The organism is Croceibacter sp. (assembly GCF_002716225.1).
In the GTDB taxonomy this organism is placed as follows: Bacteria; Bacteroidota; Bacteroidia; order Flavobacteriales; family Flavobacteriaceae; genus Croceibacter; species Croceibacter atlanticus.
Map to the genome: position 1 here is coordinate 465,641 of NZ_PAZX01000013.1, position 15,488 is coordinate 481,128.

At 35.4% G+C, this 15,488-nt stretch carries 13 protein-coding genes; 4 read left to right on the forward strand and 9 right to left on the reverse strand.

What is annotated here, in order from left to right:
* The 7 genes from lolA1 to CL818_RS11985 form a co-directional block, all read right to left on the reverse strand.
* Entirely contained in the window at positions 1-645 is a 645-nt protein-coding gene (gene lolA1 / locus CL818_RS11955) for an outer membrane lipoprotein periplasmic chaperone LolA1 (protein WP_041241137.1), read from the reverse strand.
* 7 nt (positions 646-652) lie between these two features.
* The gene (locus CL818_RS11960) at positions 653-3,049 is read right to left on the reverse strand and encodes a DNA translocase FtsK (RefSeq protein WP_272973447.1); all 2,397 of its coding nucleotides are present in this window, start codon (positions 3,047-3,049) and stop codon (positions 653-655) included.
* Positions 3,050-3,109: 60 nt separating this feature from the next.
* On the reverse strand, positions 3,110-3,469 hold the full coding sequence (locus CL818_RS11965; protein ID WP_013187009.1) for a diacylglycerol kinase: 360 nt from the start codon (positions 3,467-3,469) through the stop codon (positions 3,110-3,112).
* On the reverse strand, positions 3,469-3,969 hold the full coding sequence (tpx, locus tag CL818_RS11970) for a thiol peroxidase (protein ID WP_013187008.1): 501 nt from the start codon (positions 3,967-3,969) through the stop codon (positions 3,469-3,471). Before tpx ends, CL818_RS11965 begins: the two co-directional genes overlap by 1 nt.
* A 125-nt stretch (positions 3,970-4,094) precedes the next feature.
* Positions 4,095-4,343, reverse strand: coding sequence for a DUF6952 family protein (locus tag CL818_RS11975; protein WP_013187007.1), 249 nt, complete (start codon positions 4,341-4,343; stop codon positions 4,095-4,097).
* Positions 4,324-4,638 carry a thioredoxin family protein gene (locus tag CL818_RS11980; protein WP_272973446.1) on the reverse strand — a complete coding sequence of 105 codons (315 nt, stop codon included), beginning with the start codon at positions 4,636-4,638 and terminating at the stop codon, positions 4,324-4,326. Before CL818_RS11980 ends, CL818_RS11975 begins: the two co-directional genes overlap by 20 nt.
* Before the next feature lie 2 nt (positions 4,639-4,640).
* Positions 4,641-5,282, reverse strand: a complete 642-nt coding sequence (locus CL818_RS11985; RefSeq protein WP_013187005.1) for a peroxiredoxin — start codon at positions 5,280-5,282, stop codon at positions 4,641-4,643.
* Positions 5,283-5,524: 242 nt separating this feature from the next.
* Here CL818_RS11985 and lpdA point away from each other — a divergent pair, with 242 nt between their 5' ends.
* A complete protein-coding gene (gene lpdA, locus CL818_RS11990; RefSeq protein WP_286973162.1) occupies positions 5,525-6,931 on the forward strand; it encodes a dihydrolipoyl dehydrogenase in 1,407 nt (468 codons plus the stop codon).
* A 145-nt stretch (positions 6,932-7,076) separates the two neighbouring features.
* Here the strand turns inward: lpdA and purB are convergent, their stop codons facing one another.
* Positions 7,077-8,414: an adenylosuccinate lyase gene (purB, locus tag CL818_RS11995; RefSeq protein WP_013187003.1), complete on the reverse strand. Its 1,338-nt coding sequence runs from the start codon at positions 8,412-8,414 to the stop codon at positions 7,077-7,079.
* 117 nt (positions 8,415-8,531) lie between these two features.
* On the opposite strand from purB, the gene CL818_RS12000 reads away from it, so the two are divergent.
* Both CL818_RS12000 and CL818_RS12005 read left to right on the forward strand, forming a co-directional pair.
* Complete coding sequence (locus tag CL818_RS12000; protein ID WP_013187002.1) at positions 8,532-8,930, forward strand: acyl-CoA thioesterase; 399 nt, start codon at positions 8,532-8,534, stop codon at positions 8,928-8,930.
* Positions 8,917-9,576, forward strand: a complete 660-nt coding sequence (locus tag CL818_RS12005) for a SanA/YdcF family protein (RefSeq protein WP_272973444.1) — start codon at positions 8,917-8,919, stop codon at positions 9,574-9,576. Before CL818_RS12000 ends, CL818_RS12005 begins: the two co-directional genes overlap by 14 nt.
* Here CL818_RS12005 and CL818_RS12010 read toward each other — a convergent pair.
* Entirely contained in the window at positions 9,573-11,546 is a 1,974-nt protein-coding gene (locus CL818_RS12010; RefSeq protein WP_286973167.1) for an endonuclease, read from the reverse strand. The two genes, CL818_RS12005 and CL818_RS12010, sit on opposite strands and share 4 nt — an antisense overlap.
* 203 nt (positions 11,547-11,749) lie before the next feature.
* On the opposite strand from CL818_RS12010, the gene purL reads away from it, so the two are divergent.
* Positions 11,750-15,421 (forward strand): phosphoribosylformylglycinamidine synthase, encoded by a 3,672-nt coding sequence (gene purL, locus CL818_RS12015; protein WP_272973710.1) that lies wholly within the window; start codon positions 11,750-11,752, stop codon positions 15,419-15,421.
* Positions 15,422-15,488: the final 67 nt, after the last annotated feature.

Genomic DNA, 15,488 nt, shown 5'->3' on the forward strand with positions numbered 1-15,488 from the left:
CTAGTCTAGCCTATTGATATAATAATTTGAGTATTTAGACTCATCAAAAGTAAATAAAGTCTGTGATAACGGCTGGTTAACTTTAAAACTGTTTACAGTAATTGTAATCTTAGTTCCGTTATCTTGTGTTTGTATAAGATTGTAAATATTTTTTGTTTGCTTGTCTATACCTAAAAGGATAGATTTTACATCTGCATCACTATCAATAGGTGTTAACTTAATATATTGTATTTGTCTCCCTTTTACGTTTTGTGTGATATCCCATTTGTAAGTGTAACCTTCTTTATAAAACGTCATCATTTTAGAAGGTGTGATAGCGTTGTCATCTTCTTCAACATAAGTTGAAATATTAATCTCTTCGTCTTCTGGAATAATGGTATAAATTTTCTTACCGTCAAACATTTGCGTTGTTCCCATTAAGTTAAGAACATACTTATCTCCTAAAAGACTAGCATCACCACGCGTATCTTGTCTTATATTTTCTGCCGTATTTTCTAAAGAATATTTAAAATCTAGGACAATATTATCATAGGACTGCACTTTAGCAGAAACCTCATTTAATAGTGTTTTAGCTTTTTGACTGTCTTGTGCGCTCAATGTGAACATTGAAATAAATAATGCGCTAATTACTGTTAGTGTTTTCATAGTTATGTTATGATTCTTCATCGTTTAAATGTCTCTCTAATGACTGCAAGTCTGAAATTAAAACCTGTCTAGCTTTGCTTCCCTCAAAAGGACCTACAATATCCGCAGCTTCCAATTGATCTATTATACGACCTGCTCTATTGTAACCTATTTTTAACTTTCGTTGCAACAGAGACGCAGACCCTTGTTGCGCTGTTACCAATACCTCAGCGGCTTGATTAAACAGCGAGTCGCGTTCACTTATATCTATATCAAGACTTGTGCCACTATCCTCACTAATATACTCAGGAAGCTTGTGTGCGTCTGGATATGCTTTTTGGCTACCAATGTATTCACAAATCTTATCTACTTCTGGCGTATCAACAAAAGCACATTGTATTCTTATAAGCTCGTTTCCTTGTGTGTACAGCATATCTCCACGCCCAATAAGTTGGTCTGCACCACCATTATCTAATATGGTGCGAGAATCTATCTTACTCATAACCCTAAATGCAATACGTGCTGGAAAGTTTGCCTTTATCATACCTGTAATCACGTTTACAGATGGTCTTTGTGTGGCTATAATTAAATGTATACCTATGGCACGCGCTAATTGCGCTAATCTTGCTATAGGCGTCTCTACTTCTTTACCTGCAGTCATTATAAGGTCTGCAAATTCATCGACTACTAAGACAATATATGGTAAGAATTTGTGTCCGTTTTCAGGATTTAGCTTTCGTGCTTTAAACTTGGCGTTATATTCTTTAATGTTTCTTACATAAGCATCTTTAAGTAATTCATAACGCTCATCCATCTCTATACAAAGAGAGTTTAGCGTGTTTATTACCTTGGAGTTATCTGTAATTATAGCATCTTCACTATCTGGCAATTTTGCTAAGTAGTGTCGTTCAATTTTGTTAAACAACGTAAGCTCCACTTTCTTAGGATCTACTAAAACAAATTTTACCTCAGCAGGATGCTTTTTGTATAATAAAGAGGTAAGAATTGCATTTAAACCTACAGATTTTCCTTGCCCTGTTGCACCTGCCATTAGTAGGTGAGGCATTTTTGCAAGATCTACAACCAAGGTTTCATTACTAATGGTTTTACCAAAAGCAATTGGCAGTTCCATTTCTGCATTTTGAAACTTAGGAGATGCAATAGTACTACGCATAGAAACTATACGTGGATTTTTATTTGGAACCTCTATACCAACAGTTCCTTTTCCAGGAATTGGCGCAATAATACGTATTCCCAAAGCCGCTAAAGACAATGCAATATCATCCTCTAGGTTCTTTATCTTAGATATCCTGATACCTGCTTCTGGTATTATTTCATATAGTGTAACGGTAGGACCTACCGTTGCTTTAATATGATCTATACCTATCTTATAATTTTTAAGAGTTTCAACAATTTTATTTTTGTTTTCCTCTAATTCTTCTTGGTTTATGGTAATACCACCACTATTACTGTAGTCTTTTAAAAGCTCGATTGTAGGGAACTTATAATTACTAAGTTCAAGTTTAGGATCAAACTCTCCAAAATCTTCAACCAATTTATTTGCTTTAGTTTCTGAAACCTCTTCCTCTTCTGTTGTTTCTACTTCCATAGAGATATCATCCTCATTTGAAGCTTCAATAGTTGTTGAAGTAATCTTAGGCTCATCAACAATTGGCTCTAGTTGCTGTTCAATTACAACTTCTTCTGTAATAGTATTGTCTGAAGAATCTGGAACTATATCTTGTTTAACTGAAGCCTTCTCGTTAGCCATTGTATTAATAGGTGCTTCTTCATCTGAAGCAAACTCCTCTTTAATGTCTGAAGAGGCTTTCTTAAAGTAAACAGAAATACGTTCAGGCGTTATTTTAAGTCTAAAAACCAAATAAACTATTGCCAAGAAAAACATTAATAAAATGGTTCCTATTAACCCTAAGTAATCTTGCAGATAGTCATTTGTCTCAAACCCAACAGTACCGCCTAGCATAGCATTTTTCTCTGCAAAAAAACCAAAGAACACAGATAACCAAACCATTAACAACACACCCCAAAACCAGTAGGCCTTTAAACGTTGGAAGTTGAAGTTTAAAAAAAGATAAAACCCTGTAAGAAATGTAAGAATTGCCAATGAAAACGATGCAACTCCAAAGCCTTTATATATAAAGAAATTACTAATTCCTGCGCCAAAAGAACTTAACCAGTTTCTTGTCTGTACATTCCTATCACTTAATTGAGAAAGTTCACTTTGGTCTATTTGCCAATTGATTAGGAAGGATGAAAATGCAATTAATAATGCAAAACCAAAAAGCATAAGGAAACTACCTAAAACTACCTTTTGTTTTCTGGATAGCTTTAAACTAGGAAGTTTTACTTGTTTTTTAGGAGCCTTGCTCTTGGAAGGTCTTTTTTTGGTTTTCTTTCTGGCCATTAAGTAGTATTGGTCTCGCGCAAAAATACAAAACTCTAACGGACGAGAAGACTAAAAATTTTATGTGATTTTAGGAATATATATGATTCCTGCAATAATCACAGCAATTACAGCAGATATAAACACTGCTCCAGCGGCAACATCTTTAATGCGGCCTATTTTATTATGGTAATCTGGATGTATAAAGTCTGCAATATCTTCCACAGCAGTGTTTAGACCTTCTACACTCATTACTAATCCTATAGCTAACAGTTGCACCAACCATTCTGTACTGGATATATTGAAGTAAAAACCAGCCACAGTTACTAAAATTGCTATGCAAAATTGTACTTGTATGCTGGCTTCTGTCTTTAATAAAATTACTGCGCCTTTAAAGGCATAGCCAAAACCTCTAATACGTTTGACTATAAAAGTTTTCATTATGCCAATGCATTTAATGCGGCATCATAATCTGGCTCATTAGAAATGTCTTGCACACGTTCTGAATGTAGGATTACACCTTTTTCATCTAATACAATCACAGCTCTTGAGAGTAATCCCTCAAAAGGACCATCCATCATTTCTAGACCATAATCTTTTCCCATTGTACGTTCTCTAAAATCTGAAAGATTGGTAACGTTTGTTATACCTTCATCATCAATAAAACGCTTTAATGCAAAAGGTAGATCTCTAGAGATACAAAGCACCTCTGTGTTTTTTAATTTTTTAGCACGCTCATTAAATGTTCGTACAGAAGTTGCACACGTATTAGTGTCTATGCTAGGAAAGATATTTAAGATAAGTCTCTTTCCCTCAAAATCTTTTAACCTTCCTACAGAAAGGTCTGATTTTAATAATTCGAAATGTGGAGCCTTTTCTCCTATTTCTGGAAGCTCTCCATAAGTATTTACAGTATTTCCGCCTAATATTACTTGGGCCATAGTTTTAGTTTTTCAGTTAGTGTAAAAATAAAAGAAGCTATTTTTTAGTCCTGCCAAAATTTTCATAAATAAAAAAAGCCAACCCGAATAATCAGGTTGGCTCTTAATTTTTAATAGAGAATCCTCTATTTATCTATAGATCCTAAAACTTTTTTCACAAAGTTATTAGCAGCATCACGCTCTGGCATACCATCATCAATCATTTTGTGTACTTCGATAGCACCGCACATATTGGTGATTAGCTCGCCAATTACATCCATCTCTTCATCTGTAACAGAACGGTATTCTGTAAAAGACTCTAAAACAGACACTGCTTTTTCTAAAGCTTCAGCATCATTATTTTTCTGAAAATGTCTAATTACCGGTAACTTCATTTACTAGATCTTTTAGCACATCAAATTTATTTGTCTGTACTTGGTTCTTAAATGTTCCATTTTGAAATGTTGCAAATGTTGGTAAATTATCCACAGTTGCAAGCTTTCTAGATTCTGGAAATTTCTCTGCATCTACTATCACAAATTCAGCATTCTCGTTTTCAGTAGCCAATTTTTTAAATTTTGGCTTCATTACACGGCAGTTCCCACACCATCCTGCAGAAAACTGCACGATTACATTGTTGTGTTGAGACACTACATCTGCTAAATTATCTTGATCTAACTCCTTAATCATAATTATGCGTTTGTTTTAAGGTATTCTGCAACACCATCGCGATTAGCATTCATAGCATCCTTACCTTCTTCCCAATTTGCAGGACAAACCTCACCTTTTTCTTGTACGTGAGTATATGCATCTACCAATCTTAAGAATTCAGATACGTTTCTTCCTAAAGGCATATGGTTTACACCTTCGTGAAATACTGTTCCTTCTTCATCTATAAGGTATGTAGCTCTGTAAGTTACGTTATCACCATCTACAGTAATATCTCCTGTTTCTTCATCATAACGCTCGTTTGTTAAGTCTAAGATCCCTAAGCGAGAAGCTAAGTTTCTGTTAGTGTCTGCTAATAAAGGGTAAGTTACACCTTCTATACCACCATTATCTTTAGCTGTGTTTAACCACGCAAAGTGAACTTCAGCAGAATCACAAGATGCACCAACAACTAAAGTGTTACGTTTTTCAAACTCACCTAAAGCTGCTTGAAATGCGTGTAATTCAGTTGGGCAAACAAATGTAAAATCTTTCGGGTACCAAAATAAAAGGATTTTCTTTCCTTTAGATTTTGCTTCCTCTAAGATGTTTAATTTAAAAGTATCGCCCATATCGTTCATAGCGTTTACGTCTAAATTTGGGAATTGTTTTCCTACTAATGTCATATCTTTTTATTTTGATTTTTAAATTTGGTGCAAAAGTAATCATCTACTTCACGTTTAACTACCCAAGGCAATTACATCTTATTATTTTTTAATAGATAAAGTCGATACCTAACCAGCGTTTCTATAAACACCTTGCATAACGTTATTTTTCTTTGGAAAGCCAAAAAATTAGTCCTAATGCGGTTAGTCCTCTTAATATTCGTATTTTTGCAGTCTTAAATTAACTTTCTGAAATTACAATTATGAGCAAATTTGATGTTGCTGTTATAGGTTCTGGACCTGGTGGTTATGTAGCAGCTATACGTTGTGCACAACTAGGCCTTAAAACCGCTATTATAGAAAAATATTCAACACTTGGAGGCACCTGTCTTAATGTAGGCTGCATACCAAGTAAAGCACTTTTAGATTCTTCACACCATTATCATGATGCTGTTGCTCATTTTGAGGAGCACGGTATTGAAATCTCTGGAGATGTAAAAGTAAACCTAGAGCAAATGATGTCTCGCAAGGAAAAGGTTGTAAACCAAACTTGTGATGGTGTTAAGTTCCTTATGGACAAAAATAAAATTGAAGTATTTCAAGGTGTAGGTTCTTTTAAAGATACTACGCACATAAATATTGAAGATTCTGAAGGTAAGACTCAAACTATTGAAGCTGCAAAAACTATAATTGCAACGGGATCTAAACCATCTAGCCTTCCGTTTATAGATTTAGATAAAGAGCGCATTATAACCTCAACAGAAGCATTAAAACTGAAAGAAATACCTAAACATCTTATCGTAATTGGTGGTGGCGTTATAGGTTTAGAACTTGGTCAAGTTTATAAAAGACTAGGTGCAGATGTTACTGTGGTGGAATATATGGATCGTATAATTCCAACTATGGATAGCGCTTGTAGCAAAGAGTTAACTAAAATATTAAAGAAGCAAAAAGTAAAAATTGCAACATCTCATAAAGTAAGTGCTGTTACTAGAGATGGCGATAAAATTACAGTTAAAGCTACAGACAAAAAGGATAAAGAAGTTTCTTTTGAAGGTGATTATGTTCTTGTTTCTGTAGGAAGAAAAGCATATACAGACGGCTTAAATCTTGATGCTGTTAAGATTAAAGCAGATGACAGAGGACGTGTTGAAGTAAACGAACACCTGCAAACCAATGTAGAAAATATTTATGCTATTGGTGATGTTGTTAAAGGTGCAATGCTTGCTCATAAAGCCGAAGAAGAAGGTGTTTTTGTTGCTGAAACAATAGCTGGACAAAAGCCACATATAAATTACAACCTAATTCCTGGTGTTGTATACACTTGGCCAGAAGTTGCTGCAGTTGGTAAAACTGAAGAAGAGCTTAAAGAAGAAGGTATAAAATATAAGTCTGGACAGTTCCCAATGCGTGCTTTAGGACGTTCTCGTGCTAGTGGTGATATAGATGGTTTGGTAAAAATACTTGCTGACGAAACTACAGACGAAGTTCTTGGAGTACACATGGTTGGTGCTCGTGTTGCAGATCTTATAGCAGAAGCTGTAACTGCAATGGAGTTTAGAGCCAGTGCAGAAGACATTGCTCGTATGAGTCACGCTCACCCAACTTATGCCGAAGCTGTTAAAGAAGCGGCACTTGCTGCAACTGAAGATAGACCATTACACATTTAAGTAATTATTAGTAGATAATAAGCATAAAAAAACCAGCTCTAAGAGCTGGTTTTTTTATGCTTAGTCTTTTTTGTCATTCCGTAGTTGACACGGAAGCTATTACAAATATGAAATTCTAAATCGAGGTTAGAATAGCAAAAACAGATTAAATACCTGTATAACTTTGTGGAGTTATTACACGTAACTCCTTCTTAATATCTTCAGATACATCTAATGTTTCAATAAAATCTGCAATACTATCTGCAGTGATAGCTGTATTTGTTCTCGTTAAGCCCTTAAGAGCTTCATAAGGATTAGGGTAAGCTTCACGCCTTAATATTGTTTGAATTGCCTCTGCAACTACAGCCCAATTTTGTTCTAGGTCTTGTTGTAGTTTAGACTCATTCAGCAATAATTTATTTAAACCTTTTAGTGTAGACTTAAATGCAATTAAAGTATGGCCAAAAGGCACTCCTACATTTCTCAAAACAGTACTGTCTGTTAAATCACGTTGCAATCTACTTACAGGTAGTTTAGCAGATAAGTGCTCAAAAATAGCATTGGCAATGCCTATATTACCTTCGCTGTTTTCAAAATCTATTGGGTTCACCTTGTGTGGCATTGCAGAAGAACCTATCTCGCCTTTTTTAATTTTCTGCTTAAAGTAATCCATAGAAACATATGTCCACATATCTCGATCCAAATCTAAAACTATAGTGTTAATTCGTTTTAAACCATCAAACAAGGCAGCCATATGATCATAATGCTCTATCTGAGTTGTAGGAAATGAGTGTTGTAGCTCTAGTTTACCTTCTACAAAGTTCTTTCCAAATTCTTTCCAATCTATTTCTGGATACGCAACATGATGAGCATTAAAGTTTCCAGTTGCACCACCAAATTTTGCAGCACTAGGGATGTCATTCAATAAATCTAATTGTTCATTTAACCTAACCACAAAAACTTCTACTTCTTTTCCTAAACGTGTAGGCGATGCAGGTTGACCGTGTGTTCTTGCCAACATTGGTATGTTAGCCCAATCTTTAGACAATTCAGTCAAGCGCTCTTTAAGCTCAATAAACAAAGGAACATATACATTATTCATAGCATCCTTTATACTTAAAGGTACTGCTGTATTATTTATATCCTGAGAGGTTAACCCAAAATGGATAAACTCCTTGTAATCTGAAAGCCCTAATCCATCAAACTTTTTCTTAATGAAATACTCAACAGCTTTTACATCGTGATTGGTTGTCTTTTCAATTTCTTTAATTTCAGAAGCATCTATTGTTGTAAACTCTTCATAGATAGCTCTTAATTTCCCAAAATTATCTTGAGACACGTCTTTTAATTGCGGTAATGGCAATTCACAGAGTGCTATAAAATATTCAACCTCTACTTTAACACGGTACTTAATTAAAGCCTCTTCGCTAAAATAATTAGCAAGTTGTTCTGTCTTTCCGGCATAACGGCCGTCTATTGGAGAAATAGCACGTAAAGCGCTCATAATTTAGGTTTTGGAATTAAGGCAACAAATATAAGATTCTATGTTATAAGAACGCACATTACGAGAAGAAGTCTTTTTGTTTTAATACCTATATTCGTGAAATAATATTTACAACATATGACCAACTTAGAAACAGCTATAAAAAATTCTGAAACTCGATTTTTCAAAGCTGTGTTTCCAAATACTACAAACCACTACGATACACTTTTTGGCGGCCAAACGTTACATATGATGGATGAAGCTTCTTTTATATGTGCTACTCGTTTTAGCAGAAAAAAGGTAGTAACCGTATCTTCAGATCGTGTGGATTTTAATAAACCTATTCCACAAGGCTCTATAGTAGAGTTAATTGCCAACGTTACTAGAGTTGGCAAAACAAGCTGTACAGTTACTGTTGAAGTTTTTATGGAAGACATGTACAACTACAACAGAGAGAAGGTTGTTAATGGCAGCTTTACATTTGTAGCTATTGGAGAAGACAAACAACCAATTCCTATTTTTGATGGCGAAGATTAGAACTTACCTTAAATATATAGTAATTATTTGTGTAGCCATTTACACGGTTGTACTCTTTGTAAACTGGCGCGTTAACTCAATTGGAAAGCCCTTAATGTATAATGATATAAACAAGGCACCATCAAGCTATACTGTTATTGTATTAGGCGCAAGTGTATATGCAAACGGAAACTTATCTCCTATACTAAAAGACAGAGTTGACACTGCTCATGAACTTTACAAGTCCGGAAAAGCACAGCGATTTTTACTGAGTGGTGATCACGGTCAAGATAATTACGATGAAGTTAACGCCATGAAAGATTATCTAAACGCCAAAGGTGTTCCAGATGAAGTTATTTTCTTAGACCATGCAGGTTTTGATACCTATGACTCAATGTATAGAGCAAAACATATTTTTAAAGTAGATTCTGCAATTGTGGTAACACAGCAATTTCATTTACCTAGAGCTTTATACATTGCTAATGCGCTAAACCTTAATTACAAAGGTGTTACTGCAGATAAAAGAACATACCAATATTTAGAGAGTTTAGAACGCCGCGAAAAAATAGCTAACATTAAAGCTTATTGGGAAGTTCTTATAAACAAAAAGCCCACCTATTTAGGTGAGCCTGTTCCAATTACTGGAGATAGTAAGTTAAGTTATTAATTTACTATCAGTTTCTTTACCCAACTTGCTGTTTCATTATACAAAACAACAGTATAAATACCTGTATCCAGCGTTAATTGCAAAGACTGGTTAGGCGCTATGCTATTCTCCATAACCTTTTGTCCTAAAGTATTGAAAATAGTAATATTTGCAATTTGCTCTAAGCCCGCAACATTAAGTGTTCCATTACTAGGGTTAGGATGCATTACTAGTTGCTCGCTATCAAAGGTATTTATAGACAATGGTGCCTCATAGGGCATACCTTGCATGTTTCCCCAAATATGTTCTACCAATATCGGATCATCAATAAAAGGGTTTCTATTACGCTGCCAAGTATACACAACATTATTTCTGTTTAACTCAAAATCATCTGGAGGATCATTTCGGTGCCAATCTAACAATACGGTTAAGTCTCCTAATTGGAAATCTGTACTATCATCTGGATCACCTTCAACTAAAGTTAATGCGTCATAGCGTACCGCTAAAAACATAACCGCTCGAGCAACATCACCTTGCCAGCTACCTGCATTTCCTGTTGGACCACTATATTGCCCGTAATCTTGGTTACCTCTACTACTATTTTCTGGACCATCTGCAGCTCTTAAACCGTGACCATCAGAAAATGCGTGCCTTAAAGAATCTGGAGCAGTTTGTATAAATACATCCATTCCATCTGCAACTTCATCTACATCTTCAAGCTCTCCAAAATTTCCACGAGACTGAGGATATGTATGCTCTCTATTCCAAAGACCTACACTACTTCCTCCTTGATTTTGAAATTTAATTTTCTTACGTCCTTGCTCTGTGTACAACAACCAAACCTCATTAGAGTTTGCTGGATTTTGGTCTGCATCTTTTAATATGTTTACAATATCGGCATAAGTTTGAGTTCTTACTGTGTTTGGATCTGCTACTATGTCTTGCATTGCTTGTCTTAAAGCATCATCTGCCAAGCCTTCTAATGTATCATAATAACCATCTGGCTGTGTGCTCTGTACCATCCCAAATGTAGGAACTAGAGGAGTTCCCCAAGCAGCCATAGTAAAGTTTACGTCGTTTACAAGTACTTCAACGTTATCAATTAAACGATTATAACCTTCTGGAATAGCGCCTAAATCTATTTCAGCAAACTCATCGCCATCATTAGTATCATCATCTATAAGTTCTATACTTACAGTTGCAGAACTCTCACCTGTAGGAATAGTAAATGATGTTGTTCCTGTAAAATCATTACTATTAAAAGTGCCATTAATTAAGGTGAAATCTAAATTTAAATCATTGTCAACAGGAAATTCTGTTGTAAAAGTGATAACCATTGTCTCTCCTTCTTCATAATCTTCTTGATTGGTAGAAAAAGAAATTCCGTTAAAATCAAAACCACTACCATCGTTTAATGCGCCAGGAGTTGGTGTTGTTACTGTATATGTAGCATTTTCAAAAGTATCACGTTGAATAGACTCAGTTTCATCATTGCCGTTTTCATCTTCATTTATTTGAATACCTATCCCTAATAATGCCATTAATCCAGCATCATCTGCATCATTAGTATCATAAATAAGGGCATCTATTAAGTTTTCAGAAGTAGCTTGAGTTTGATCCGGAAAATCTGTATCGTCTCCTAAATAAACTGCAACGGCATCTGCTCCATTTTGAATAAATGCAGGTGGCACAATTACATCTGGAATAGGTGAAACACCGGTACTTCCTATTAAAAGTAAACCGTTTATATCTGTTGTAGTGCCATCTAAATCAAGTGTAAAATAGCTTCTGTCATCTCCGCTTGCTGAACCATTAAAGAATACCAGCACGTAACCATCTAATGGCGTGTTTGGCATTTCGCTACGTAATTCTACAAACTCCTCATAATCTTGTCCTGGTGTTTGTGTGTCAAATTCGTTTATCACGATAGTCTGAGAAAAACCTAAGACAGATAAAAATAGTGTAAGTACTAAAAGTAAATTTGTTTTCATGGGCTAATTTTTAACTTTGCAAAACTACCATTTACAACCCGTTATCTCGAAAAAAAGCCTACATATAACATAAATTTAATAGTTAAAAATCATAACTATATCATTTCGTTGAAATCCTGTTCATAACCACTAATTTTTCAAGCGAAAAATCTTTAGAAATAGCGTAAATTTGAACTTTGAAAATAACGCGTAACAACTTCCTGATGATTCAGTATTTTCCGACTTCCACAATGACCGTATATGCGGTACAGACTACAAAACAACTTTCTGCAGAAACACTTTCTAAACTACATTGGCTATTTGCAACCAAGCAGCCTGACAGCACCTTGCCTAAAGACTCTCTTACAGGAACTTTTATAGGTCCTAGAGCTGCAATGGTAACACCTTGGAGTACGAATGCTGTTGAAATCACCCAAAACATGGGCATTGAAGGTTTGGTGAGAATTGAGGAATTACTTCATGTAGATTCAAATTACTCAGATTTTGACCCAATGATTTCTCAACGTTTTGAAAATCCTGGACAAGATATTTTTACAGTAAATATCACTCCAGAATCTATCAAGAATATTGAAGATATCGCAAGTTATAATCAACATGAAGGCTTAGCATTAAACGCTGAGGAAGTCACATATCTAGAAAATTTATCTAAAAAACTAGGAAGACCGCTTACAGATGCAGAGGTTTTTGGATTTTCTCAAGTAAACAGTGAACACTGTAGACACAAAATATTTAATGGCACTTTTATCATAGATGGTGAAGAAAAACCATCGTCACTATTTAAGCTTATAAAAAAGACATCTGCAGAGTTTCCTAATGATATTGTTTCTGCATATAAGGATAATGTAGCTTTTATAAAAGGACCTAAGGCAGAACAATTTGCACCGAAATCTCCTGAAAAACCAGATTATTATCAAACTTCAGATTACAATTCTGTTATTTCATTAAAAGCAGAAACACATAATTTCCCAACAACCGTAGAGCCATTTAATGGAGCTGCAACTGGAAGTGGTGGAGAAATAAGAGACAGGCTTGCCGGCGGAAAAGGCTCATTGCCGTTAGCAGGAACTGCTGTTTATATGACATCTTACTCAAGATTAGCAGAGCAAAGACCTTGGGAACAAGGTATGGAAGAGCGCCAATGGTTATACCAAACACCAATGGATATCTTAATGAAGGCCTCAAATGGTGCATCAGATTTTGGAAATAAGTTCGGGCAACCACTTATTGCAGGATCTCTTTTAACTTTTGAACATACAGAAGAAGAACGTGCACTAGGATTTGATAAAGTAATTATGCTTGCTGGTGGTATAGGATACGGTAAAGCAGAGCAAGCTCTGAAAGACACCCCACAAAAAGGAGACAAGATTGTAATCCTAGGTGGTGATAATTATAGAATTGGAATGGGTGGCGCTGCAGTTTCTTCTGCCGATACTGGTGAGTTTGAAAGCGGTATTGAGCTAAATGCCATACAACGCTCTAACCCAGAAATGCAAAAGCGAGCAGCTAATGCCATTCGAGGCATGGTAGAAAGCGAAGAAAACCCTATTGTATCAATTCATGATCACGGCGCAGGTGGTCACCTAAATTGTTTATCTGAATTAGTTGAAGATACTGGCGGTAAAATTGACCTAGACAAACTTCCTGTTGGAGATCCAACACTTTCTGCTAAAGAAATTATTGGTAATGAATCCCAAGAACGTATGGGACTAGTTATAGGACAAAAGCATATTGAAAAACTGCAAAAAATAGCAGAACGTGAACGTTCACCAATGTATACTGTTGGAGATGTAGATGGTAGCCATCAATTTACTTTTGAAAGCAAAACTACTGGCCAAAAACCAATGGATTTAGCTTTGGAAGATATGTTTGGCAGCTCTCCTAAAACTATCATGAAGGATACTACTATTAATAGAAAGTACCATAGTATTGAATACCATTCTGCAGAAGTTACACATTATTTAGAACAAGTGCTTCAGCTAGAAGCCGTAGCTTGTAAAGATTGGCTTACTAACAAAGCAGACCGTTGTGTTACTGGTCGTGTAGCCACACAACAATGTGTTGGCCCACTACAGCTACCATTAGCCAATTGTGGTGTTATGGCTTTAGATTATAAAAACCATCAAGGTGTAGCTACATCTATAGGTCACTCTCCTATTAGTGGTTTAATAGATCCTAAGGCAGGTTCTAAAAACTCAATTGCAGAGGCTCTTACAAATATTGTCTGGGCACCATTAGAAAAAGGATTAACCTCTATTTCTCTGTCTGCAAACTGGATGTGGCCTTGCAATAATCCAGGCGAAGACGCACGTCTTTATGAAGCTGTTGAAGCCGTTTCAGAATTCGCTATCAATCTTGGTATAAATGTTCCTACAGGTAAAGATTCTTTATCTATGAAACAAAAATACAAAGACAGTGAAGTTATCTCTCCAGGTACAGTTATCATTTCTGCAGCAGGACATTGTAATGACATTAGAAAAACAGTTGTTCCTGTATTTAAGAAAGATGCAGGCTCAATTTATTATATAAACTTTTCTCAAGACGACTTTAAATTAGGTGGCTCTTCATTTGGGCAAATCTTGAATAAAGTAGGAAGCAACACGCCTACTATAACTGATGATGCTTTCTTTAAAAATGCGTTCAACACAGTTCAAGATTTGATAAAACAAGATCTTATTGTTGCCGGACATGATGTTGCTTCTGGCGGTTTAATAACTACTCTTTTAGAACTTTGTTTTGCAGACCAAGATCTTTCAGCTAATATAGATTTGACCAATTTAGCTGAAGCAGACGCCATTAAGGTTTTATTTTCTGAAAATGCTGGAATAGTATTTCAAGCTAAAGACAACTCAGTTGAAACAATTTTAAAATCAAATAACATACAGTTTAACACAATAGGATCTGTAATTTCTGGAAATACTATGACCGTTACAAATCATAGTGAAGAATTTAGTTTCGACATTCCAAAACTAAGAGATATTTGGTATAAAACTTCTTATCTTCATGACCAACGCCAAAGTGGTGGCGAGCGTGCTGGTGAACGTTATAGAAATTACAAAAATCAACCTCTTCAATTTAAATTTCCTGAACACTTTACTGGAAAATTACCAAGTATAGATAATTCTAAACCAAGACCTAAAGCTGCTATTATTAGAGAAAAAGGCAGCAATAGTGAGCGTGAAATGGCTAATGCTATGTATTTGGCAGGATTTGATGTTAAAGATGTTCATATGACAGATTTAATTAGTGGTCGCGAAGACCTAAAGGACATTAATTTTATTGCAGCTGTTGGCGGATTTTCAAACTCAGATGTTTTAGGTAGCGCAAAAGGTTGGGCTGGCGCATTTTTATATAATGACAAAGCCAACAAAGCACTTAAAGATTTTTTTAATAGAGAAGACACATTGTCTTTAGGAGTTTGTAATGGTTGCCAATTATTTATAGAACTAGGCTTAATAAACCCAGAAGATGTTCAAAAACCGAGCATGCTTCACAATGAATCGGGTAAGTTTGAGTGCACATTTACATCTGTTACCATTCAAAAGAACAATTCTATAATGCTAAGCAACTTTGAAGGATCTACTCTAGGAATTTGGGCTGCACACGGTGAAGGAAAATTTAGTTTTCCAAATCAAGAATCACACTACAACATTGTAGGTAAATATGGTTATGAAGGCTATCCAGCCAATCCAAATGGTAGTCATTTTAATGCTGCAATGCTTACAGATAAAAGCGGAAGGCATTTAGTAATGATGCCTCACTTAGAAAGAAGTACTTTTTCTTGGAACTGGGCACACTACCCTAACACTAGGAAAGATGAAGTATCTCCTTGGCTAGACGCTTTTATAAATGCAAAAAATTGGGTAGAAAAAAATTAAATTCACATTTAGGTAGGCAAATAATCTTAAAATATTCATAATATTTTCATAATTTGCCATTCGTAAA

What these genes read in the sequence shown, in the direction of transcription:
- lolA1 (WP_041241137.1), bottom strand. Translation starts at nt 645, where the DNA reads ATGAAAACACTAACAGTAATTAGCGCATTATTTATTTCAATGTTCACA.
- CL818_RS11960 (WP_272973447.1), bottom strand. Translation starts at nt 3,049, where the DNA reads ATGGCCAGAAAGAAAACCAAAAAAAGACCTTCCAAGAGCAAGGCTCCT.
- CL818_RS11965 (WP_013187009.1), bottom strand. Translation starts at nt 3,469, where the DNA reads ATGAAAACTTTTATAGTCAAACGTATTAGAGGTTTTGGCTATGCCTTT.
- tpx (WP_013187008.1), bottom strand. Translation starts at nt 3,969, where the DNA reads ATGGCCCAAGTAATATTAGGCGGAAATACTGTAAATACTTATGGAGAG.
- CL818_RS11975 (WP_013187007.1), bottom strand. Translation starts at nt 4,343, where the DNA reads ATGAAGTTACCGGTAATTAGACATTTTCAGAAAAATAATGATGCTGAA.
- CL818_RS11980 (WP_272973446.1), bottom strand. Translation starts at nt 4,638, where the DNA reads ATGATTAAGGAGTTAGATCAAGATAATTTAGCAGATGTAGTGTCTCAA.
- CL818_RS11985 (WP_013187005.1), bottom strand. Translation starts at nt 5,282, where the DNA reads ATGACATTAGTAGGAAAACAATTCCCAAATTTAGACGTAAACGCTATG.
- lpdA (WP_286973162.1), top strand. Translation starts at nt 5,525, where the DNA reads ATGAGCAAATTTGATGTTGCTGTTATAGGTTCTGGACCTGGTGGTTAT.
- purB (WP_013187003.1), bottom strand. Translation starts at nt 8,414, where the DNA reads ATGAGCGCTTTACGTGCTATTTCTCCAATAGACGGCCGTTATGCCGGA.
- CL818_RS12000 (WP_013187002.1), top strand. Translation starts at nt 8,532, where the DNA reads ATGACCAACTTAGAAACAGCTATAAAAAATTCTGAAACTCGATTTTTC.
- CL818_RS12005 (WP_272973444.1), top strand. Translation starts at nt 8,917, where the DNA reads ATGGCGAAGATTAGAACTTACCTTAAATATATAGTAATTATTTGTGTA.
- CL818_RS12010 (WP_286973167.1), bottom strand. Translation starts at nt 11,546, where the DNA reads ATGAAAACAAATTTACTTTTAGTACTTACACTATTTTTATCTGTCTTA.
- purL (WP_272973710.1), top strand. Translation starts at nt 11,750, where the DNA reads ATGATTCAGTATTTTCCGACTTCCACAATGACCGTATATGCGGTACAG.